The following is a 22,182-nucleotide window of genomic DNA, read 5'->3' as shown; positions in this document are numbered from 1 at the left end:
GTAACATCCGCTCCAAGCCCAAAGCCTCGTTCTTATTGAGTAATGGTTCTCCGCTATGTTAATTTCGCTTCATCTTGAAATCTTCTCAAAATTTCTTCAACCGTTTCTTCAGCTGTCAATTCAGATGAATCTAACCACATTCCAAGTCGGGGTGTCTCATTTCGCAGCAAATTGTCCAGCCCTTCCACAGTCCAAGCACCATATCCTTTTTTAGAACGGGCAGCTTCCCTCTGTTTCACGACTGTTGAATTTGGACAAAGAACCACTACATAGAAGGGACGACTTTGGATAAAGGAAATAAAATCGTTTAGCATAGGACCAACTACAACATCTTGAACGATTACTGTAAATCCAGCTTGAAAATAGGCATCTGCAGAGTGTGCGGCCAGTCGATATCGAAGTCGCAATTGATCCAGCTCGTCTTTACCCGCGTTCGGCTCTACCTCTTGGCGGTTATTGACGATCATTCTCCGAAAAATATCTCCCCGTAAATGCACTGATTGTTCAAACCGTTCAGAAAGCAACTGGGCAACTGTCGATTTTCCACTCGCCATAATTCCTGTAACTAGAATAATGCCAGGACCTTCTGTTAGCATAAATTCATCACTACTTTCTTATTTTTTCTAAGGGTAAGTTTGAGCCCTGTTCAGCAGCCCAAGGCCTATAAGCCAAACGGCCACACCGGTTCCCCATAATATCAAGGCTGAGCCAAAACCGATAACTGCCCACCAAGCCATGATTTGATGATGCCCCAAAGTAACTCTCACCGGTAGAGCTATCATTGTAAGTGTCGCAAGTAAGGAAAGGAGTGTACCTGCAATATAATGAATCTTGACCCGGAAAAGATGCGCCAGCGGAAAGAAATGTGCACCGACAATAAGAGCCATCACAGGGATAAACAAATCCGGGTGATCGGTAGACTCACAAATTACAGCCGCGGCAGCAATCAACATCCCTTCTATGCCAAAAACAATACCAAACCGTATACCCTCACGTTTTGAACGGCGGGCATCTGCCTCATTGTCTGATAATCCTCGAGAATTCTTTATCAAAGTAATTCCGCCATAAAGCAGCGTGATACCAATTATTAGGGAAAGAGTCAAAAGCCAGGGCAGCCCCCAGCCCTGAAGTCCTCTAATTCCAATTCCAGCCCATAGAGTACCAAAAAACGCCATGAAAATAACACCGGAAGCTGTCCCTCGCACAGCTGCTCTAGGAATGATGTTTTGCAACATATGATGAACCTCCTCCTTCAAATGATGCCGAAGTGCCCTGGTCAATTATAGTGCGATAGCTTTATCTAATAATGAATTAGACGCTAAAAGTATGGATAATGTTACTTCTTATTACCCCTTTTGTTTAAGGCTGCCGCGGCGCCAGCTCATCAAATTTCTCCTGCTGAATAGACAAGCATTTGTTATAAAATGTAATCAAATTCAATTTCGTGGCGAACTGGAATGCCATCAAATCCAATCAGTGGTATGGATGGTTTTATTTTTCGGGCTTCAGTGATAGCATTTTCATAAACAGCCTTAATGTTAAAGCCTCTTTTTTGATAAAAACGAATAGCCCTTATGTTATCATTTGAAGTGATCAACCACACTCGTTTGCAGCCATCCTCTCTCGCTTTTGCAATGACCAGATCAATGAGTGTGGTTCCGATACCTTGGCCTTCTACCTTGCTATCAAGAGATACAATCTCGCAATCATGCTCATTCATGTTGTAAGTGATGAGTCCTTTTATTTCGCCATCAAATAACACTACGTATCCCGGTAATTTCTCTAATGAATGCACTTGATTTCTGGATACAATAATCATTCCTCGAAAATCATTTATACCTTTTCTTAAATGGTCGTCCAATTCTTTAATTACCATCATATTCAACCTCCATTATTTCCCCGCAGACTTGGGGCTACCGCAATCCTAGATTTCCTCCCCAAAACAAGCTGATTTTTCCTGTAATCCCCTAGAAAGTTTGCCCCTCAAATTTATTAGCCACTCAGGTTCGTTGTTCCATTTTTCGGTTATTGATCTTAGAATGCGAACATATGCGTATAAATTAGCAAACCGTCTACATGCTGGTAGGAAGGACGAAATATCATGAGCGACATCATATTCAGTAAGGTACCCGTCCATGAAACATTTGCTCTTATGGCTGAAATCTTCAGCTGGGATATAGTCACGCAAACTGTCAAGCGCTTTCTCAATATCCATCGCATACCAGTGATACATAGCATCATCAAAATCAATAACATGGCAAGACTTAGTTTCTTCATCAAAAAATACATTATCGTATTCGAAATCATAATGAATAAGTCCGAAATTGTTGTTTGTTACTGGGAGCGATAAGAAATATTCTTTTAGTATCGTTGCTTCCTTCAAAGCAGCTGTTTCTTCTGGATAGTCCATTAAGTGATCCTGAATCCAATCCAAAACATCGCTATATGACCATCTTTTGGTTTTAATAGGCGTATACTCACTTGATAACTGATGCAATTTTCCTAAAGCTTTCCCATGGCTGAAAATAGTGGAATCACTAAAATCCGTTTTGTTCATCTGCACACCCGGCACACGTTTAAACACCGAAGCATAGAAATCGCCCCATGGTGTGTGTGCTTCTACAAGCTCCTCTCCATTTTTAGAAGTAACTGATTCTAAAGCTCCATAGTGATTGGCACGCAAATAAGAGATAAAATCAAGTTCCGCCAAAATATTTTCTTTACTCTTCTCTTCTTTAGGGGCAAACCTTAAGAACTGAGTCTTACCATCGCATTTAAACGGATAAATTGCATTTGAGGATATTCTGTAATACTTGAACATATCGATGGACTCTTTTTCAAATTCCCAATTTTTCAAAAGCATTTCTGCTAAATTCACATCATTGAACAAATATTTCAATTTTAACATCAACACTACTCCCCATTCTGTTTTTTTAATCATACTCTTTCAAATGGAGCGGTTATAGGGATAAGTTGATTTAAATAAAATACCCCTTTCGTGTTTGCAGTTTCACATTCCTGTATGCCATCTCGACAAAATAAAAAGGAGCTGCTGCTAAGCAAGCCCCTCTACTATCTTATGCTCATTTTGGCCTCTTCTTGTCCATTTTTGTCGAACCTAACGGCAGTCCTATAAATTCACAATATCGTTGAGCCGTCTGCAGGATATTCTCTTCCCTGTCTTCATGAGATTCAAATAAGTTGAACTCGATATCAATGCCCTTACTCTTGATCGTTCGTTTCCAAGTGCCGGCTACTTGACCGTCAATGATAAGGGTGGGCATAAATACGCCGTTGCCGCCAGGTATAATATGGTTTGAATATTCCGCCTTTAGCACTGCACTTCGGTCCTTATAGCCAAGCAGATGCTCATCATATCCCGGAAGCAGGTAGACGGTTGATTCAGCATCGGTAGACCCCGTCTCTGAATGCTCGCCTTCCCAGTATTCCTGATTATTTAACTTCCCCGACACCAGACGGGCTCGAACAGCTTCGACCCCCTTTCGGGCATCGGTTAGTGTGATACCTGCCCACCAGGCAAAATCCTGTACTGTTGCAGGTCCGTGGCTGGTAAAATATTTTTCTGTAAGCTTGGCAAGCGCTTCACTCATTGATAATTCTTTGGCTCCAGGTGCCCACTCATCCAGCAATACAAAGGTTTGCTGCTTGCCCTCCCTTGGCCCCATACAGATGAGACCAGACTGAGCAATGTACCATAGAAGATGATATCCCCGCTGATTTTTCGTGCTGATCCCTGCTTCCTCAAGTAAATCCATGAGAAGGGGCCGGGATATTCGCTTATCCCCACGCAAGGCGTCGTACATAATCTGCTTACTCTGTTCAATAATTTTCTGATTAAGCTCCAATTGCTCCAATCTGCGATTATCCTGCGCCAAAGTTCGTGCTGCCGAAAGCTTCAACATCCATCTCACATCCTCGGGCGGCACAAAATGAATCGTTCCGCGCATCGGCCAAGTCAGAATGATCTTACGATCTTCTATGCTTCGTTCGATATCCGCAAGGGTCGATGATTTCATTCTTAAACCGATTGCCCACAGGGTTTGATGATAATCCTGTGCCTGCATGGCGCCAAGCTGCTTCACTACTTGCTCAGGCTTGTCGAGTCTCCCCCCGCTTATACGCAAATGGGACAATCGCCGATAAGGAATACTTTGTTCTATCATGGACTGCCTCCTAACAGAGATTCTATCCTCATATAGTTACAATAAATAATTTCACAAATACAATCGTATCGAAGCAGTCAAGTCGCTAACCATTCCTCCGATTTCTTCAGGTGTCATTTGAAAATCGTTTAACGTCCACTCTATTAGCATCAAATGAACGATGGCGGACAATGATTTGTGAGCGTACATTCGGTATGTATCATCTACGCTTTCTTCTGGAACTTTTTTTATATGAACGAACAGCTCATCGAAGGAATCACTAATGCTCTTATGAATGAGCTGCCTGATTTTACGGTCTTTTGCAACGATATTGTGGATCAGCGAGGAAGGAACATTACTTCTCCAATTGCGAAACAGGGCAACCAGAATCTCTTCATTAATGGTAGACAACTCCCCGAGATCCTTCCATAAGCCTTTCATAAGTTCTTCCAAATAGTCCAGTAAAATTTCATCCTTGCTTTGGAAATTACGATAAAAGGTTTGCCTTGCAAGCCCCGCCCTATCCGCGATTTCGGTTATGGATATGTGTGAATACTCCTTCTTATCCATGATTTGAAATAATGCCGTTCTAATCCATTCCTGCGATTGTAGTGCTAATTTACCTGACTGCTCAGTCAAAGTGTGACACATCCTCATATCTGTCTATTTTCATGAAAATCGCCTCAACAAGCATTGCATGAAAAAAGCTTTTATATTAGTATAACAAACATAGCTTTTATTGATAATGATAATCATTTAAGCGTTTATGGATTTGAAAGGGGATCTACTGTTGTTAAGATCAAAACTAGGGATGGCGTTAACGTTACTAATCATCATGTCTTTACTTATCTCAGCTTGCGCTACTCAAAATCCAGTGAAGTCAACCGAGGGAAAGAGTAATGATGCCTCAAGTCGAACTATCAAACATGCAATGGGTACAACAACTATTACTGGAACGCCACAACGCATTGTGGTTTTAACTAACCAAGGCACTGAATCTTTGCTAGAGCTGGGCATTAAACCTGTCGCTGCCGTTAAATCGTGGATTGGCGAGCCATGGTTCGATCATATCAAGGATAAAATGTCCGGTGTGCAAGTAATCGGGGACGAGACGCAGCCCAATCTTGAACTTATTGCCGGCTTGAAGCCGGATCTCATCTTGGGAACCAAGGTTAGACAAGAGAAAGTATATCCGCAGCTTTCCAGTATTGCACCTACCGTATTCACCGAAAATCTCGGCGACAGTATGCTGGATAATTTCAAATTGTATGCTCAGGCTCTGAACAAAGAAGCCGAAGGAGCAGCTATTCTGGACAGCTACAACCAAGCCATTCAACAAACCAAAGCTGCTCTCGGTGATAAAACGAAATTGCGCATTTCATTGGCTCGATTCCAACCCGGGAAAGTACGCGTATACTACAAAAATAATTTTGCAGGCGTTATCCTTGATCAAATAGGCTTTGCTCGTCCTGAAGCACAAAACAAGAACGATTTCTCCGCAGATATTTCAATGGAGCAAATAACTGTGCTTGACGGTGACGTATTTTTCTATTTCACTTCCGACCGTGAAGGTGAAACCGGCGCTACCAAAACGACCGAAGAATGGCTCAAAAGCCCTCTGGGACAAAATCTCAACGTCGTAAAAAAACAACGGGCCTTTAGTGTAAATGAACCGATATGGAATACATCCGGCGGCATCATTGCAGCAAAGCTGATGCTTGAGGACATTAAAACCAGATTCGATAAATTGAGTTTATAGTTTATATGAAAGCTTTCATCTGTTGGGTCGTTTTCTCATGGATGAAAGTTTTTTTATTTTTATTCATTGAGTTTATCATAGTCATGAGTTAAAAGCCCTCCATCCCAAAAGGATAGAGAGCTTATTTCTATTGCCGTTTATTGTTCAGTTCAATCCTTATTGATTTTTTTCCTCATTTCCAACATGACCGCCGAGATGCACACCAAGCTGACCTACATGATCCCCAAGATTGCCCCCAACATGCATGCCTACGCCATGATCCTTAAGATTTCCACCTGCATGTACTCCAGCTCCATGTCCCCCGAGATGACCACCAAGATGAACGCCAGCACCATGATCCATCATATGTCCGCCCGCATGTACCCCCGCTCCGTAACCTCCAAGATATCCGCCGGTATGAACACCCATGCCCTGATGTCCAAGGTGTCCACCTGCGTGCACTCCAGCTCCATGCCCTCCAAGATGACCACCGAGATGCACACCAAAGCCATGATGGCCGGCATGATGCCCTGCATGATGTCCTCCGCCTGGATAGTATTGTGTTGGGTATGGATAGGAGTACGGATAGGCAGAATGAGCGTGTTGACCATGCGGGTGCATATGAAGTTTCTCTTGAACTGGCATCATATTAGGTTCTGGATTCACCATAGGGGAATTTCTGTCGGTTCCAGGTCCGTCTTGCTCCATAAACATTTTATGGCAATACATTTTATCCAAACGAGGAATATTGGCTATGCTTCCTGGCGCTAAGTATTCGGAATTTTGAATATGCGGGTTCATAGTCTCCAAAATAGGTTGGGGTACATTGTACATTTCTGCAAGAGTCCCGATTGTATCCCCTTCATTACATTGATGTTGAGTAAAAAATGTGCCATTTGTGTCATTATTCCCTCTAAAGAAAAACGGTGAAAGAAAGAAATAAGGGGTAAATCTGCGTTGAGGAATGAAAGCCGGGTGTTCAAAATGGTCAAAACCTCCGTGTCCAAATCCTCCATGTCCAAAAGCTCGTTCCATATACAGTTGGCCTCCTAAAGATAATATAGTCATTTGCCCCATTGTATGGGCTTCCGTCTATATTGGTTCCCAATTTTTGTGAAATGGGCTAAACCATATCTGGATTAACCGAAAAATGTTTGATACAAGAGATAGACATTTAAACCAACTATTACAACAGCTACCATCCAGGCAATAATTTTTAACCATAGCGGGTTCACAAATTCACCCATTTTCTTACGATCATTTGTAAATTGAATAAGCGGGATAACGGCAAAGGAAAGCTGCAAGGATAAAATAACCTGGCTTAAGATAAGGAGCTGTGCCGTTCCACTCTCTCCAGCAATGGCCGTAACTATAACTGCGGGAATAATCGCTATTAGCCTTGTAATTAATCGACGCAGCCACGCTGCAAGACGAATATTTAAAAAGCCCTCCATTACGATTTGTCCTGCCAAGGTTCCAGTTAAGGTTGAGTTTTGACCTGAAGCGAGCAAGGCTACCCCAAACAAAATGCTTCCTAGTGTTGTTCCAAGCAGAGGCGTAAGCAAATGATAAGCTTCCCCTATTTCTGCCACCTCTGTCATCCCTGCCTTATGAAAGGTTGCAGCGGAAATAATAAGAATCGCTGCGTTAATGAAGAGCGCAACAAAAAGAGCTATGGTTGAATCCCAGGTTGTGAATTTTATCGCCTCACGTTTGCCTAAGCTTGTTTGTTCGTATTTTCTGGTTTGCACAATGGAAGAATGGAGGTACAGATTATGAGGCATTACCGTTGCTCCCAATATACCGATTGCGATATACAGCATAACAGGATTTGTTATTATTTCAGTACTAGGAACGAACCCCATCATAATCCCGCCTACATCTGGCTTAGACAGGAAGATCTCTATTGCAAAACACGCCCCTATCGTTACTATTACAACAATTACTAAAATTTCAATATACCTAAAGCCTTTGTTCTGCAGGAGCAAAACAATCAACACATCCAATGCTGTAATAATTACGCCATATATTAAAGGAATGCCAAAAAGCAAATATAAGGCTATAGCTGATCCGATAACCTCTGCCAAATCGCATGCGGCAATTGCCAATTCGCATAATACCCATAACACCATAGCAACCGGTTTACTATAATGGTCACGACAGGCTTGAGCCAAATCTCGCCCAGTTACTATACCGAGCTTTCCAGATAAAGCTTGAAGCAAGATGGCCATCAGGTTAGACAACAATATGACGGATAATAAGGTATAGCCAAATAGTGAACCACCTGCTATATCCGTTGCCCAGTTCCCCGGGTCCATGTAGCCTACCGCAACCAAATACCCAGGACCGGCAAATGCAAGAAATTTCTTTAACCACGATCCTTTTTTCGGTATATGAAGACTTCTGTACACCTCGGGGAGAGTTGGTTTCGTTCTTCGATTTCTCCATCCTTTCTCCGGTTCCAAAGACACTGTCGATCCATTTTCATTCATTCTTCTCACCTCTTGAGTTTTATTGTGATCACGGCCAATTATTTTGCACAAGGGAAACTTTTAGCACAAAAAAAATAGTGACATTGGATAGTCAAGATTCCTGCCAATAACATTTTTTACTTAACAATGTTATCTTAAGAAAAATACTATGTGTCACTATATGCACTTATGTATGGTTTGTTAACTCATTTTCCCTGAATCAAAAAATACTCAATGAGCTTTCATCGCTTTTACCATAGTTGAGAGCTTAATTATCGTTTTCCAATTGCGTGCTGTCTGGGGAACAAGCTTCTGAAATTTTTTAGGCAACTTGGAATCAAGCAAGCTTTTACGATACAGGACATAAATTTCTCTGCCCTCGATATAATATTCGTCATTCTCATAATCAACATCAGGAAGTCTATCGAGTTCTTCCTGCGTAGGAGCTTCTTTCAAAAGAATAAGGTGTATACTTTCCCCATCGGATAAGGAGTCTGGCACAAATGGACTATTTTCTATAATCTGCTGCAGCTCCTTGTCGGTTCTTAACATGACGCTGATCGTAAAACCGAACACCGTTTTGATTTCATTCTCAATACGCAATTGAAGCGTTTCTACACCTTCCTCCGATTCGAACAAAACATTACCGCTATTTATATACGTTTGCACTCGTCCAAATCCTAACGCTTCAAACATGGTTTTCAATTCACTCATTTTTATCATGTTATGTCCACTCACATTAATGCCGCGTAAAAAAGCCATATAAATTGTCATTTCTGTACCTCAATTCTTAATTTAAAAGGCTAATTCTCTATATTTCCAATTATAACCTTTAGGCACTCCAATAGGCAAAATATAAGAATAATGTTCCAAACAACAGCTAATAATAGGCTGGACTATACATTTGGAGGATAAAATGGACAATCAGGATAATAAAACCGAAAGCCTTACATTAACCAATAGGCAAGGCCACCCGATATCGGACAATCAGAACATTCGTACCGTTGGAAATCGAGGCCCCTCTACACTTGAAAATTATCATTATATTGAAAAAGTGTCCCACTTCGACCGGGAACGGATTCCCGAACGGGTCGTACACGCACGCGGCGCAGGGGCCCATGGCTACTTTGAAGCTTATGGTAAAGCCGGCAATGAGCCTGTTGCCAAATATACACGGGCCAAGCTGTTTCAAAAAGCCGGAAACCGCACTCCTGTATTTGTCCGGTTTTCGACGGTTGTCCATGGCGGACATTCCCCCGAAACTTTACGTGATCCTCGCGGCTTCGCTACAAAGTTCTATACGGAGGATGGCAATTGGGACTTAGTCGGTAATAACCTTAAAATTTTCTTTATTCGTGATCCGCTGAAATTTCCGGACATGGTTCATGCTTTCCGCCCCGATCCCGTGACGAATCTATCAAATCCGGAACGAATGTTTGATTTTGTGTCCAATTCACCGGAAGCCACTCATATGATTACATTTCTTTTTTCGCCCTGGGGAATACCGGCTAATTACAGACAGATGCAAGGCTCAGGTGTAAACACCTACAAATGGGTTAACAAAGAAGGACAAGCCGTCCTTGTGAAATATCATTGGGAGCCGCTGAAGCAAGAAATCAAAAACCTGAAGCAATCGGAAGCCAATGAAATCCAAGGCAAAAACACAAGCCACGCAACACAGGATTTATATGAAGCGATCGAACGAGGAGATTATCCGGAGTGGGAGCTTTGTGTTCAAATCATGAGTGATGACGAGCATCCGGAGCTGGATTTCGATCCACTGGATCCTACAAAGCTATGGGATCACGAGCAATTTCCTTTCCTGCCGGTTGGGAAAATGGTTTTGAATAAAAATCCGGACAACTATTTTGCTGAAGTAGAGCAAGCTGCATTCGGTACAGGCGTGCTGGTAGATGGACTCGATTTTTCTGACGATAAGCTTCTGCAGGGACGGACCTTCTCCTATTCCGATACACAGCGCTATAGAGTGGGTACCAATTATTTGCAACTGCCTATCAATGCTCCAAAAACTCGAGTTGCTACCAATCAACGAAGCGGGCAAATGGAATACATGATTGATAAAGCGCCCGAGCAAAACCCTCATGTCAATTATGAGCCGTCATCATTAGGGGGATTGAAGGAAGCAGCACCATCGGGTATAGAACATGAGCCTGCCTACAATGCAAAGCTCGTGCGTCAAAAGCTTGATCGGACTAATGATTTCAAGCAAGCCGGGGAAACGTTTCGGAAATTCGAGAATTGGGAACAGGATGAATTGATTGGCAACTTGGTGGACGCCCTGAATGTGTGCGCACCCCAAATCCAGAAGCAAATGATTGAAAATTTTACTAATGCAGATCCCGAATATGGCCGCCGCGTTTCCGAAGGACTCTCTCGTTCTAAACAATCCGATCATCTCGTCTCCAAAGATGCTCAAGAAGGAGCAGCAATCGCTGAGCACTCCGGGAAACGAAGCGATGGTTATTAACTGCAAAAAGCTAAGGGAAATGTTCATTTCCCTTAGCTTTTTAATTTCATAGTCCTATTTCCCTTACACCCAAGCTTAGACCTTAAACCTGTAGCCCGCTCCCCACACCGTTTCGATATATTGGGGATTGGAGGGATCGGCCTCTACCTTTTCCCTTACTTTGCGGATATGAACTGTAACGGTGGCAATGTCCCCCATTGATTCCATACCCCATAGTTGTTCAAACAAGTGGTCCTTGCTAAATACACGGTTAGGATTGACCGCCAAGAAAGCAAGAAGATCAAATTCTTTAGTAGTAAAGACGACCTCCTTGTCATTAACATACACGCGCCGCGAGGTTTTATCGATCATCAATCCGCGAATACGGATTTCTTCATTTGCGCTCTCCCGCTTCCCCATTAATCTTTCGTAGCGGTTCAAGTGGGCTTTAACTCTGGCTACCAGCTCACCCGGACTAAACGGCTTAATAATATAATCATCGGCACCGAGACCTAATCCGCGGATTTTATCGATGTCCTCCTTCTTAGCCGATACCATCAGTATCGGTGTATCTTGCTCGCTGCGAATTTTCCGGCAAATTTCAAAGCCGTCCACTTTGGGAAGCATAACATCCAGCAGAATCAGATCATAGCTTTCCTGCAGCGCTCTCTGTAAGCCGGTATCGCCGCGGTTTTCAATATCCACCCGAAAGCCTTCGATTTCCAAGTAATCACGCTCTAGCTCGGCTATACTCATTTCATCCTCAATAATCAAAATTCGCTTCAACGTTTTTCCTGCCCCCTTTCCATACTCATTGTTTCTACCGCAGGTAAAGTAATCGAAATACGAGTCCCCTCTCCCTCCACACTTTCCGCTGAAATAGCTCCTCCATGCTCCATAATAATTTGTTTGGCAATAGCAAGCCCTAGACCGCTTCCCCCTGTCAGGGAATTACGGGACAGATCCGCCCGGTAAAATCGGTCAAACACATAGGGCAGCGCATCCTGCGGTATTCCCTGTCCGTTATCTTCTATTTCAATGATAATTTGCTTCTCTCGTCCGATCAGTCCAACGCGGATAGCTTTATACTCTTTATCAGCGTATTTCACCGCATTTTCCCATATATTAGTAAGTACCCGCTTCAGCTTTTCCCGATCTGCACTCACCTTTACCCCACGGTTTGCAGCACCAAGATCAAGCGAAAACGAGAAGCCCTTTTTTTCCATGTCAAATTGCGCTTCTTCCATCAAATCTTCGAGATAAGGAACCAATTCTACCGTTTCAAAATGAAAGGAAAGCTTTTTTAAATCCAGTTTGGAAAATAAAAATAATTCATCAATCATTCGATCCATATCTACAGTCTTCGCATATATGGTTTGTAAATATTTTTCCAGCTTATCCGGTCCTGCCACACCGTCCAAAATACCTTCAACATACCCTTTTATCGAAGTAACCGGTGTTTTCAAGTCATGGGAGATGTTGGATAAGAGCTCTTTGCGGTTTTCCTCATACTGCAGCTGCAGCTCCACCGATTCCTTCAGCCTATGCCTCATTTGCTCAAAAGCGATACTCAGCTCCCCGATTTCATCGCGTGTATGCACGCCAACCTCTGAGTCCAGATTCCCTTCACGTATTTGCTCAGCAGCCTGCTTCAATTTCCTCAGCGGTCTGATTATGCTTCTCGATACCAAATAAGTCAAGACCCCGTTGGTCAGCAATAGAATGAAAAAAAGTGAGCCAATCAGCAGGAAGGAATACTTATGCACATACTTTTCCACGAAATTTACATCTGTAATGACAAATGCACTGCCCTTGGTACCATCGGCGAATATAAAATCATGCTGGCGGTACCAATACCAGTTGTCACTTGTTTTTTTCATGTCCTGACTGTCTCCTCCCTTGTTGATGTAAGCAGGCAGTGACTGCAGGATGGAAGAACCGTTCAGACGATCGGAAACATACGGCAGCTCAGAGCCCTTGCGAATGACCAGCCCCATCTTCACCACTTCCAAAAGATTTTCCAGCTCGCCTGCAACGTTCGGATTAAGCAGCGATTCCGGATCTTGGGCAGCTCTGGTCTGTATATCTGCGAACACAGCAGCCTGTTTCTCTATTACATCTTTAATGAAATTACCGTGCCGGAATTCTCCATGATAGACAGATTTCATATCTCCAATAAAAGCCACACCAATAATAAGCGCGGCCAGTATAAATAGCACTAACGGTACAACAAGCATAGCCATGTACGACAGCAGCAGTCTAACCTTGATCGACATATCATTTCCCCTATATAGGCTCTTCGGCCTTCTATATTTCTCTTCTATCGAACATAGCAAATGCCGCCGTAAAACACAAGATACAAGAAGCGGCAAGGTAAGTCGTCGCATTGATGATCTTACTCGCTGGTACCGCTCCATTCAACCATAACTGATGCCAATCCGTATAATAGGTTGGTGAATAAGCCGCATACTGCGGATAAAAGACACCTAACAGCTTTAATGCAGCATACACAAAAACACACACCATCATCGCCCCGCTCGCGCTCCGAAAAAGCTGGGTCAACAGCACAGCTAATACTACAAGAGTGAACATGGGCACAAACGCTACACTATAGGCCTCCAACGATTGCAGAAGACCGGTTCCCCAACCGCTTTGTGAGTTAAGAAGCAGCCCCGCAAGCACGGATACGGCACAGCCGACGACAAGACTAACAAGAGAATAGAGCCCGAGAGCAGCTACCTTGGAAGAAAATACGACGAATCTGCTTATAGGGCGCAGCAATGTAAGCTTCAGCGTACGGTCTTGAATTTCTCCTGCAAATAAATCTGCCGCCGCCATAAACGTGAACAAAGGAATAACGAAGCCGGTATAAATACTTAACATAAGAACGGGAAAATCACCCGAAGATACAGCCGCTATCCCAATGCCGGCTTGAAGCTGAGATAACAGCACAGCTGAAGCTACCGGAAGCAGAACAAGCAGAAGTAACGAGAACAGCAGTTTTTTGCGGGCAGCAAGCTTGCTCCATTCATTACGTGTCCCTGCAATAAAGCTATGCATATGCCTTCCTCCCCCTTTCCTCTTGAATAGAATTAATAAACAGCTGTTCAAGCGACCCTTGAGCCTGCCCGTTCACTAAATCAGACAGCAACCCTTCTTGAATCAATCTCCCTTCATATACAATGCCGATACGTGTACATAGAAGTTCCATCTCTTGAATCATATGACTGGATAGAAAGAACGTCATTCCTTGCTCGCTGGCTAATAGAGCCATCATTTTACGCATTTCGACCATGCCCTCGATATCCAGGCCATTCGTCGGTTCATCGAGAATTAGCAGCTCAGGTCCGGACAATAATGCCGCGGCTATTCCAAGCCGCTGCTTCATGCCAAGTGAATAACCCGCTACTTTCTCATGCTTATATTTGGCTAATCCGACAAGCTCCAAAACTTCGTCAATTCTTGACTTCCCGAGCTCCGGATAAAGCCTTGACGCCAACTGCAGGTTTTTGTAACCGCTCATATATTCAAAAGCTTCAGCCGTTTCAATAAGCACTCCGGTCTTTTGCATAGCCTGAGTGTAATGTGTCGTGATGTCATATCCGAATAATCGGGCACTTCCTTGATCCGCTCGGCAGAGGCCTGTAATTATTTTCATGACAGTTGTTTTTCCCGCCCCATTCGGACCGAAAAAGCCATACACCTCTCCACGCTCGACTTGTAAAGTAATCTGCTCTACCCCGCGCTTATTGCTATATTTTTTAGTAAGTCCGTTTAATTCCACAATAGGCTCCTGCATCTGCCTGCTCCTTCCGAATCATTATTATAGGGATGAAGCAGACGCATCCTTGCGAACGCGCCTGCCGCTTTAACCATTAGTGGTTAAATTTGGACTTATCCCATTGCTTCGCATCGACTGTTTGAACTTGCTTGCCTGTTAGGTCAATGGAATCCGGTGTAGTAGCGTCCAACCCTGTGATGCCAAGGTCGGCGTTAACGATAACTGTATGTGCTGCGCCGGACTCATCTTTACCCGAGATTGTCAACGCGGCTTTTTGTTTCGTAATTGTATTGTTTCCATCCACAGATGCTTGAATATCTACATTTGTAATCGCAACATCCTGTGTCAGCTTAGGCATAGCTTGCTTCAAGCCGCTCAGATCAGCGCCGAACAATTCCTTCTTGCTTGAAGCGTCGGACTCACGAGCATTTAGACTATCATGAGATGCTTTCTTCACAAGAAATGAGCCTACGGCATTCACTGCGGTTGGAAGCTGGCTGCCTGAAAGCGAGATATGAATCTCTTTACCTCCATTAGCAGCGGCTGTTTCCGTTACATACTGCTTAAGATTTCCTACCAACGCGTCAATTAAATTTTCGGCTTCCTTATTAAATTTATCTCCTTGAAGCTCATCCGTTTTCTCTTTTTTATTTTCACGTCCATGCTGATTGTCTTTAGCATCAAAAACGTTATATATATCGCTTGCACTAGTTTTAATAACCTTTTTGCCGTCAGCTGTTGTATACACATTAACTGATTGATCCGTGCCGCCGCCTTGTACATTTACATTTGCACTGACAGCTTTTGCCGTTTTATCTTTCTTAACGGTTGCGTTCACGTTTAATACTTGTTTACCGTTATCCTGAACGGATACAGCTACCGTATCTGTCATACTTTTGGCTGTCACCGTGTTTTTGATTGCTGCTTTGTAGGTCTCGTAGCCCGAGTTTTCAGCAATTCCTGCATAAGCGGATGTAATCAGCAGAAAAGTGCCTACTGTAACACCTGTTCCAATTAAAGCTAACTTCTTTCGATTCATGAGTCATTCCTCCATTTAATAGATTTAGTAGAAAGCAGTTCACTCTCACAAAACCCATTGTAGCCAACGAATCGAAACTGCCAGTAAATTAACTATTAAACCTGTATTAATAGTTATTAATTTTTTATAAACTAGGCAAAAAAGAAAAGCTCAATTGAACCCTACGTTTGTGCGTGAGGAGGGATGGATGCGGGATTCCGTCTGCTGTTGAAGTTTGCGTTGTTCGAATTGTAGGTATGCAGTGGTGGGTTCGACCGACCGCATGCAATGCCGCAACGCGCGCCCGGGATTCGCGCGCGTTGGCAAAGTGTGATGGGAACACGGTAATGATAGGTTGCATACCCGAGCAGCCACCGAAGGTGCCGACCAGGGCGGACGCTTACGCTCCTCCACCTAATATCGATTCCCTCTTTTGTTCTACTCTGTGCTTTGCACCGCTTCCTTCTTACTCCCCAATGCCGGTCTTCGAGCTGTTTTTGATAACCATGAACTCCTCTACAGTTCCATGTACTTAGCTTTACTATACTTTTAGTGAAGAGATCACAAGCTCATGACCCTAAACAACACGTCGGTACTGCATCCACGGAAGTGATGGTCAATGCGGAAGTAATTGTTCCTTTATTACCTGAAAAGTCCAAAAAACAGAGGGATACGGGAACAGCTAGTTCCGTTATTGCTCTGTTTTTGTGCATAATTGCTCCATTCGGCCAACATAACGGAATTCCCACTTCCGCTATCACCCCAGATTGGCGGCGGCAGATGGAATAACGGAACTCTCTATTCCGCACAAAATCCTCCTGGGCTCATCGCCGCTATCCCTATGAAAATCCCCTTTGATCTTGGGGTGCATTAAAGGTCACCCACTTTAGTACTGTAATGCACTTAAACTTTCTGGCGTGTTAAGAAACCTTCTAAGGACAACTTACAAAGATTATAGAAAAAAGCTCAATCAAACATGCCGCTGCATGCTCAATCAAGCTTTGAGTACCATTGTTTTTTATAAAATATAGTAAGACCTGCGGCTAACCAAGATCAAATTCCATAAGATCGCGCGCCATCGTAATTTTCCCGCTATAAATCTCGTTCATGCCTTCTATGTAAGCTGCTTCCGCTTCCTCCGTTTCCTGCGGTGCAGGAATATGATGTGTCAGCACAAGGTGCTTCACGTTCGCTGCTCTCGCAATCTCAGCCGCTTCCAGCGTTGTTGTATGATATTTTGCCGGATTCGATAGACCTACCGTTTGTTCGGGAAATTTCTCTATCAACGCATCCAGCCACGGCTTATTGTAGGATTCATGTATGAGCAGATCTATGCCCTGGCTGTATTTAACCATATTATCCACCGGGATCGTATCACCTGAGATAACGACAGCTTTACCGTTATATTCAAATTTAAAAGCAATTGCAGGCTTAACTGGTCTATGGTCCACCTCAAAAGCAGTAATTTTTATTCCATCACGGTCATACACGACACCTTCATTGCTTTCAAAATATTCGATATTAGCCCCGACATCCGTCGACTTATTGTAATTCACTCTCAGATTGACGTCAAAATCAAATGATTCACGCATTTTTCCGATTATTTCCTTCGTAGTTGTAGGGCCATATACGCTCATCGGGACTTTACGCCCTTCAAAAACACGCTCTGCGTTAACATGTGTCCGCCAACTGCTAATAAAAACATCGAAAAATCCGGAATTATGATCGCTGTGATGATGTGTAAATAACACATCGGAAATACGCTGCGGCATGACGCCAGCTTGTATCATCCGGTCAACCACACCTGCGCCACAATCGACTAGAAAGGTTTTATTACCTGCCAGTACGATTGCACCAGATTTAGATCTTCCAACAAAGCTTCGCGGCGTACCTGTGCCTAACAGGATAACCTTTAAGTTTTCATGAAAATCAGGAACCAGCTTTTCCTGGGCTTGTATAAACATCCTCATATCCTCCTCGGGTCTATTGGTCAGTAAACTTGCAGCGTAAACATATTCCCTAAGCTGCTTTGGATACTATTTCATTATTTCAGTTTAAAGACGACAATGCCACTCTGTCAAATCAGAAATATGTATAAAACAATCTTACTCAAAACCTGTCGATGATTGTTTGTTTTAGAGCTTTGGCAGCTGCCGTTTCCACCTTGTCTTTCCAGCTTATAATTCCATGGGTCACAAAGATATTATTCTTCATCGTCACCCTATCAAGCCGACCTGACTGAAGCTCCGATTGGACAGCAATTTTCGGTACAAGAGCAATCCCTTGCCCGCTCATAACTGTCTGCTTAATCATTTCCAGACTTGCATATTCCAGACTCTTGTACGGGTGAACGTCCCACTCCTGCATCATTGCTTCGTGTGCAATGGATTGATAAATGCAGCGGCTGCCAAAACCTATGACTTTTCTATCTGCTGGTAGCCCGGCATCTCGCACTCGCATGGACAATGCCGGTGCTGCAATGAATATCAGCTCCTCCTCTACAAGCGGATGAAAATCGATATCATCCCTTTCCGGATTCTTCGGAACAATCCCTATATGAATTCGTCGCTCTAATAAAGCCTCCAATGTATCCTTATAAAAGCCTGTCGTCAGCTCCAGCTGAACCTGAGGAAACTGTTCGAAAAAAAGTTCAAATACCGACGGCATGTAGGAAACGCAAAATGACTCCAAAACCTGCAGCTTCACGGTACCTTTGGCTACTGTATGAGCCTGTAATGCTTCGTTCATCGCTTCTCCTAATTGTAGAAATTGATTCGCATAATGGGAGAGCTCCACTCCGGCTTCCGTTGGCTCCACGCCTCTTGGAAGTCGATTAAACAGCTTTCGTCCGCATACCCGCTCCAGCAGTTGAATATGTGTCGTAAGGGTTGATTGCACATAGCCCAGCTGCTCAGCCGCTTTACTAATACTCTTATGCTCATATACAGCAGCAAATGATTTAAACCATTTCCCTTCGATCTGATCGAACATTGTGCACCTCTCCGGTATTGCAATTTGCAATGTCAAGCATCAAATATATCCATAAGTTAAATAGCTAAAGCTATGTTATCATATGGAGCAATGATAAGAAAAGAGGTGTTTATACACTATGAACAGCTACTCACATCCATTGAAAGCACTTCTTCCGAGCCTTGGCGGCTTCACAGCCATTCTACTTTGCAGCGGGTTAGGTGGCTTCATGGATTTCAGCTTGATTATGGCTCCGTTTGGGGCAACCTGCGTGCTAATTTTTGCGCTGCCGGAAAGTCCTTTATCCCAACCGCGTAATATAATTGGCGGGCATTTACTCAGCACTTTAGTAGGCCTTATTTGTTTGACTTTGTTTGGAACACATACCTGGAGTATCGCGCTCGCCGTAGGGCTTGCTATCGGCTTCATGCAATGGACTCGAACCCTTCATCCTCCTGCCGGAGCCGACCCATTAGTCGTTATGCTGTCTGCTGCCGCTTGGAAATTCCTGATCACACCTGTACTGATGGGTGCCGTGCTAATTGTGGCGGTTGCCTACTTCTATCATAAAATCGCCCGAACCTCGAGCTATCCCAGACAATGGTGGTAAGAAGTGATACTCTTTTCCCTAAACTAATTCCCATCGTTTCAGTAATAATATCGATTTACCCGCATATACTTAATCTCGCGTCCAACTAAATAGGGCAAACCTGATGACAGAGAAGGAACGGTGATTACATATGTGGGAAAGTATATTAAAAAAAGAACAATGGGAAATAGAAGTGAATCCGGATCACAAATCCATTCGATTCCATATTTCCAAAAATCACGGTCAAGAGAATGAGGAAGGTCAAATTTCACTGCAATTGGATCAAGCCGATTTATTTGAGCTTATGCACTCTTTATTGTCAATCAATCGCTCTTTTAATAACGAAACGATGTACTACGATGATCAAGAAATTATGGACCCGGCTTGAAGCAAGTACTTGGCCACTCCGTCTTCCCTATTCGATTCGATTACAAGGTCTGCCGCCTCTATTAGCTTTTGCTGAGCGTTGCCGACAGCGACCTTAGTACCAGCTGCTTCGAGTAGTCCGAGATCATTCAAATTATCTCCGAAGGCAATAACTTCTTCTGGCTCACAACCTACACTTTTGGCCCAGAGATATAATCCATCTTTTTTATTAGCGTTCGGGTGGCTTATTTCCAGAAAATAATGATCCGCTATATAAGCATCCGGCATGAAATGAATGTGCACCCTGCCTGCATACCTGCTGCTGACTGCTTCCAGCCATGGAAGAAGCTCATCACGATGACCAATATACGTTAGAATCAGCGTATGTGCAGTATCCGGACAGCTGAGCTTGGGCAATTCACGGAACCTTTTATCGCCTGGACGGCTAGCCGCAAACTGTTGATACCCGCTATGCACCAACGGTTCATGAAATACACGTTCGTTATCATACTCATCCAGCGCAAATAATAGCGGGCAATGCCCGAATGAACGTCCCAATTCCAGCAGCTCATTCGTCAAATCACTATCCAAAAAGGCGCCCCCAAGCTGCTTCTTTAACACCGGGTCGTACAACAGCGCTCCATTATACAATACCAATGGATGCTTCCAGGGAATCGATCCTGCCGCTGCTTGAGAGCTTGTGTAGCTTCTGGCCGTAGCATAGCTCACTACATGCCCTTCTTTTAATAATTGCGTTATAACATCCTTAGTGAATATAGACACAGTTGCATCTGGAAGCAGCAGTGTTCCATCCAAATCCGTTAGTGCATACATCTTTCTCATCTGATTGCAAAACTCCTTTCACATAAACCGCTATATGTAAAAATTCCTTTCGTTCAAGAAAGATAGACAAAACCAACGCCTCACGAGACGTTGGTTTGTTTGCCATTTCAATTGAAATTACTGTAATTTGGAATATAAAGCCGCATACTGCTGTGCAGATTTACGCCAGCTGAAATCCTTCTTCTTAATGTTGGCCCATATGGTTTTCCAAGCTTCCGGGTCATTATACAGCTTTACTGCCCGTTCAACTGTATATAGCATGTCATGTGCGTTGTAGTGAGTAAAGCTGAAGCCTGTTCCTTCACCTGTCGATTCATTAAAGGAAGTCACCGTATCTTTAAGTCCTCCTGTTTCACGCACAATCGGTATGGACCGGTAGCGCATTGCAATTAGTTGTCCGATACCGCAAGGTTCGAATTCCGAAGGCATTAAGAAAAGATCAGAGCTGGCATAAATTTGCCGCGCCAACGGTTCATTGAAAGTAATATTAGCGGAGAGCTTGTCCGGATATCTGTCGGCAGCCCAGCGGAATAATTGCTCATACCGATGATCACCAGTCCCGAGAATGACCCATTGCGCTTCTAGCGACAATAAGTTTTCAATGACTCGGTCTACCAAGGATAACCCTTTCTGATCAACCAGACGCGTCACCAATGCAATTAGAGGGATATCCTTGTTAACGGGTAGACCAAGACGCTCCTGCAGCTTCAGCTTGTTTTGCTGCTTCTTTACAACGGAATCTCGGTAGTTGACCTCCAAGCGCGGATCGGTCATCGGGTCGAACTCTTCATAGTCGATACCGTTTACGATACCGTACAGCCGATGCTGTTGGCTGCGAAGAAGGCCGTCCAGATATTCCCCGAAATAAGGAGTTTGTATCTCCTGCGCATAAGTCGGACTCACGGTTGTGATAATATCGGAATACAGAAGCCCGCCTTTCATGAAGCTCGCCCCTCCGAATAGCTCCAGTGCATAACCTCCCAAATGCTCATCGCCTAACGCAAAATAATCTTTGAATTGTTCCTTGCCAAAAACCCCTTGATATTTCAAATTATGTACGGTCATAACGGTTTTAATATTCTCATATTGCTTCTGCCAGCTGAAATGCGCTCGGTAAAGCACAGGAATCATTCCCGCCTGCCAGTCATGACAATGAATGACATCCGGTATAAATTCAATATGGGGAAGAGCGTCCAGCACAGCACGGCAAAAGAAAGCAAAACGTTCTGCATCATCACCGTAACCGTAGCAGCCTCTTCTGCGGTAATACGTTTCATTATCGACAAAATAAAAAGTAATGCCTTCATGAACAAGCTTCAAAATACCGCAGTACAGCTGTCTCCAGCCCATCTGCAGCGTAAAGGTGGCGACGGTTTCCATCTGCTGCGTAAATTGTGCCGGTATGTCCTCATACTTGGGGAGTATAACTCTTACATCCAGTCCTTGCTTGACCAGTTCCTTCGGTAAAGATCCGATAACATCTGCCAAGCCTCCTGTCTTCGCAAAAGGTACTGCTTCCGATGCGGCAAATAACACTTTCATGGCTTCCTACCACTCCTTTTATATTTATGCTTGCTTGGGTAATTTTTTTGAATGTGCTCCTATTTGCCGATAGGCGGAACGATTGGAAGATGACTTCGAGGCGAGTTTTTTCCGGACTTATTACCCTAAAATAAATTCAATAAAAGTCCGGAAAACGTGTTTGAAGCTACGAAGTCACTTCCAATCGTGCAGCCGCTACAGGCAAATCATGCTCTTCAAACCTATTACCCAATC

The 22,182-nt window shown here is 43.7% G+C and carries 21 protein-coding genes and 1 pseudogene; 4 read left to right on the top strand and 18 right to left on the bottom strand.

Annotation, left to right across the window (positions count from 1 at the left end):
* Positions 1-53 precede the first annotated feature (53 nt).
* The 6 genes from NV381_RS25525 to NV381_RS25500 form a co-directional block, all read right to left on the bottom strand.
* Positions 54-596: an AAA family ATPase gene (locus tag NV381_RS25525; RefSeq protein ID WP_258216118.1), complete on the bottom strand. Its 543-nt coding sequence runs from the start codon at positions 594-596 to the stop codon at positions 54-56.
* Between the two features lie 27 nt (positions 597-623).
* Positions 624-1,235, bottom strand: coding sequence for a DUF7010 family protein (locus NV381_RS25520; RefSeq protein ID WP_258216117.1), 612 nt, complete (start codon positions 1,233-1,235; stop codon positions 624-626).
* Positions 1,236-1,417: 182 nt separating this feature from the next.
* Positions 1,418-1,879, bottom strand: coding sequence for a GNAT family N-acetyltransferase (locus NV381_RS25515; protein WP_258216116.1), 462 nt, complete (start codon positions 1,877-1,879; stop codon positions 1,418-1,420).
* A gap of 45 nt (positions 1,880-1,924) precedes the next feature.
* The gene (locus tag NV381_RS25510) at positions 1,925-2,908 is read right to left on the bottom strand and encodes a phosphotransferase enzyme family protein (protein ID WP_258216115.1); all 984 of its coding nucleotides are present in this window, start codon (positions 2,906-2,908) and stop codon (positions 1,925-1,927) included.
* Between the two features lie 175 nt (positions 2,909-3,083).
* Positions 3,084-4,184, bottom strand: a complete 1,101-nt coding sequence (locus NV381_RS25505; protein WP_258216114.1) for a winged helix DNA-binding domain-containing protein — start codon at positions 4,182-4,184, stop codon at positions 3,084-3,086.
* A 51-nt stretch (positions 4,185-4,235) separates the two neighbouring features.
* A complete protein-coding gene (locus NV381_RS25500; protein ID WP_258216113.1) occupies positions 4,236-4,802 on the bottom strand; it encodes a TetR/AcrR family transcriptional regulator in 567 nt (188 codons plus the stop codon).
* A gap of 151 nt (positions 4,803-4,953) precedes the next feature.
* Between NV381_RS25500 and NV381_RS25495 the strand changes: the two genes are divergently transcribed.
* Positions 4,954-5,922 (top strand): ABC transporter substrate-binding protein, encoded by a 969-nt coding sequence (locus tag NV381_RS25495; protein WP_258216112.1) that lies wholly within the window; start codon positions 4,954-4,956, stop codon positions 5,920-5,922.
* Between the two features lie 156 nt (positions 5,923-6,078).
* Here NV381_RS25495 and NV381_RS25490 read toward each other — a convergent pair whose 3' ends face one another.
* The 3 genes from NV381_RS25490 to NV381_RS25480 all read right to left on the bottom strand — a co-directional run bounded on the left by NV381_RS25490 (position 6,079) and on the right by NV381_RS25480 (position 9,146).
* Entirely contained in the window at positions 6,079-6,936 is an 858-nt protein-coding gene (locus NV381_RS25490) for a hypothetical protein (protein WP_258216111.1), read from the bottom strand.
* A 104-nt stretch (positions 6,937-7,040) separates the two neighbouring features.
* Complete coding sequence (locus NV381_RS25485; protein ID WP_258216110.1) at positions 7,041-8,393, bottom strand: Nramp family divalent metal transporter; 1,353 nt, start codon at positions 8,391-8,393, stop codon at positions 7,041-7,043.
* A 210-nt stretch (positions 8,394-8,603) separates the two neighbouring features.
* Complete coding sequence (locus NV381_RS25480; RefSeq protein WP_258216109.1) at positions 8,604-9,146, bottom strand: DUF1697 domain-containing protein; 543 nt, start codon at positions 9,144-9,146, stop codon at positions 8,604-8,606.
* Positions 9,147-9,303: 157 nt separating this feature from the next.
* On the opposite strand from NV381_RS25480, the pseudogene NV381_RS25475 reads away from it, so the two are divergent.
* Positions 9,304-10,860 (top strand): annotated as a pseudogene (locus NV381_RS25475) (catalase); the annotation flags it as partial.
* Positions 10,861-10,935: 75 nt separating this feature from the next.
* On the opposite strand, the gene NV381_RS25470 reads toward NV381_RS25475, so the two are convergent.
* The 7 genes from NV381_RS25470 to NV381_RS25440 all read right to left on the bottom strand — a co-directional run bounded on the left by NV381_RS25470 (position 10,936) and on the right by NV381_RS25440 (position 18,629).
* Positions 10,936-11,625 carry a response regulator transcription factor gene (locus NV381_RS25470; protein WP_258216107.1) on the bottom strand — a complete coding sequence of 230 codons (690 nt, stop codon included), beginning with the start codon at positions 11,623-11,625 and terminating at the stop codon, positions 10,936-10,938.
* The gene (locus tag NV381_RS25465; protein ID WP_258216106.1) at positions 11,622-13,115 is read right to left on the bottom strand and encodes a sensor histidine kinase; all 1,494 of its coding nucleotides are present in this window, start codon (positions 13,113-13,115) and stop codon (positions 11,622-11,624) included. Before NV381_RS25465 ends, NV381_RS25470 begins: the two co-directional genes overlap by 4 nt.
* 31 nt (positions 13,116-13,146) lie before the next feature.
* The gene (locus NV381_RS25460) at positions 13,147-13,899 is read right to left on the bottom strand and encodes an ABC transporter permease (protein ID WP_258216105.1); all 753 of its coding nucleotides are present in this window, start codon (positions 13,897-13,899) and stop codon (positions 13,147-13,149) included.
* Positions 13,892-14,638 (bottom strand): ABC transporter ATP-binding protein, encoded by a 747-nt coding sequence (locus NV381_RS25455; RefSeq protein ID WP_258216104.1) that lies wholly within the window; start codon positions 14,636-14,638, stop codon positions 13,892-13,894. Before NV381_RS25455 ends, NV381_RS25460 begins: the two co-directional genes overlap by 8 nt.
* A 76-nt stretch (positions 14,639-14,714) precedes the next feature.
* Complete coding sequence (locus tag NV381_RS25450) at positions 14,715-15,659, bottom strand: hypothetical protein (protein ID WP_258216103.1); 945 nt, start codon at positions 15,657-15,659, stop codon at positions 14,715-14,717.
* Between the two features lie 1,022 nt (positions 15,660-16,681).
* On the bottom strand, positions 16,682-17,602 hold the full coding sequence (locus NV381_RS25445; protein WP_258216102.1) for an MBL fold metallo-hydrolase: 921 nt from the start codon (positions 17,600-17,602) through the stop codon (positions 16,682-16,684).
* Between the two features lie 145 nt (positions 17,603-17,747).
* Positions 17,748-18,629 carry a LysR family transcriptional regulator gene (locus NV381_RS25440; RefSeq protein ID WP_258216101.1) on the bottom strand — a complete coding sequence of 294 codons (882 nt, stop codon included), beginning with the start codon at positions 18,627-18,629 and terminating at the stop codon, positions 17,748-17,750.
* A gap of 118 nt (positions 18,630-18,747) precedes the next feature.
* Here NV381_RS25440 and NV381_RS25435 point away from each other — a divergent pair, with 118 nt between their 5' ends.
* Positions 18,748-19,218, top strand: a complete 471-nt coding sequence (locus NV381_RS25435) for an HPP family protein (protein ID WP_258216100.1) — start codon at positions 18,748-18,750, stop codon at positions 19,216-19,218.
* A gap of 130 nt (positions 19,219-19,348) precedes the next feature.
* Positions 19,349-19,585, top strand: coding sequence for a hypothetical protein (locus NV381_RS25430; RefSeq protein ID WP_258216099.1), 237 nt, complete (start codon positions 19,349-19,351; stop codon positions 19,583-19,585).
* On the opposite strand, the gene NV381_RS25425 is transcribed toward NV381_RS25430, so the two are convergent.
* A complete protein-coding gene (locus NV381_RS25425; RefSeq protein ID WP_258216098.1) occupies positions 19,561-20,406 on the bottom strand; it encodes an HAD hydrolase family protein in 846 nt (281 codons plus the stop codon). The genes NV381_RS25430 and NV381_RS25425 overlap by 25 nt on opposite strands.
* A 117-nt stretch (positions 20,407-20,523) precedes the next feature.
* On the bottom strand, positions 20,524-21,948 hold the full coding sequence (gene glgA, locus NV381_RS25420) for a glycogen synthase GlgA (protein WP_258216097.1): 1,425 nt from the start codon (positions 21,946-21,948) through the stop codon (positions 20,524-20,526).
* Positions 21,949-22,182 lie beyond the last annotated feature (234 nt).

The organism is Paenibacillus radicis (ex Xue et al. 2023), from assembly GCF_024722015.1.
Lineage (GTDB): Bacteria > Bacillota > Bacilli > Paenibacillales > NBRC-103111 > Paenibacillus_S.
Note: the sequence above shows the minus strand (reverse complement) of the source record. Positions and strands in the feature narration are given on the sequence as shown.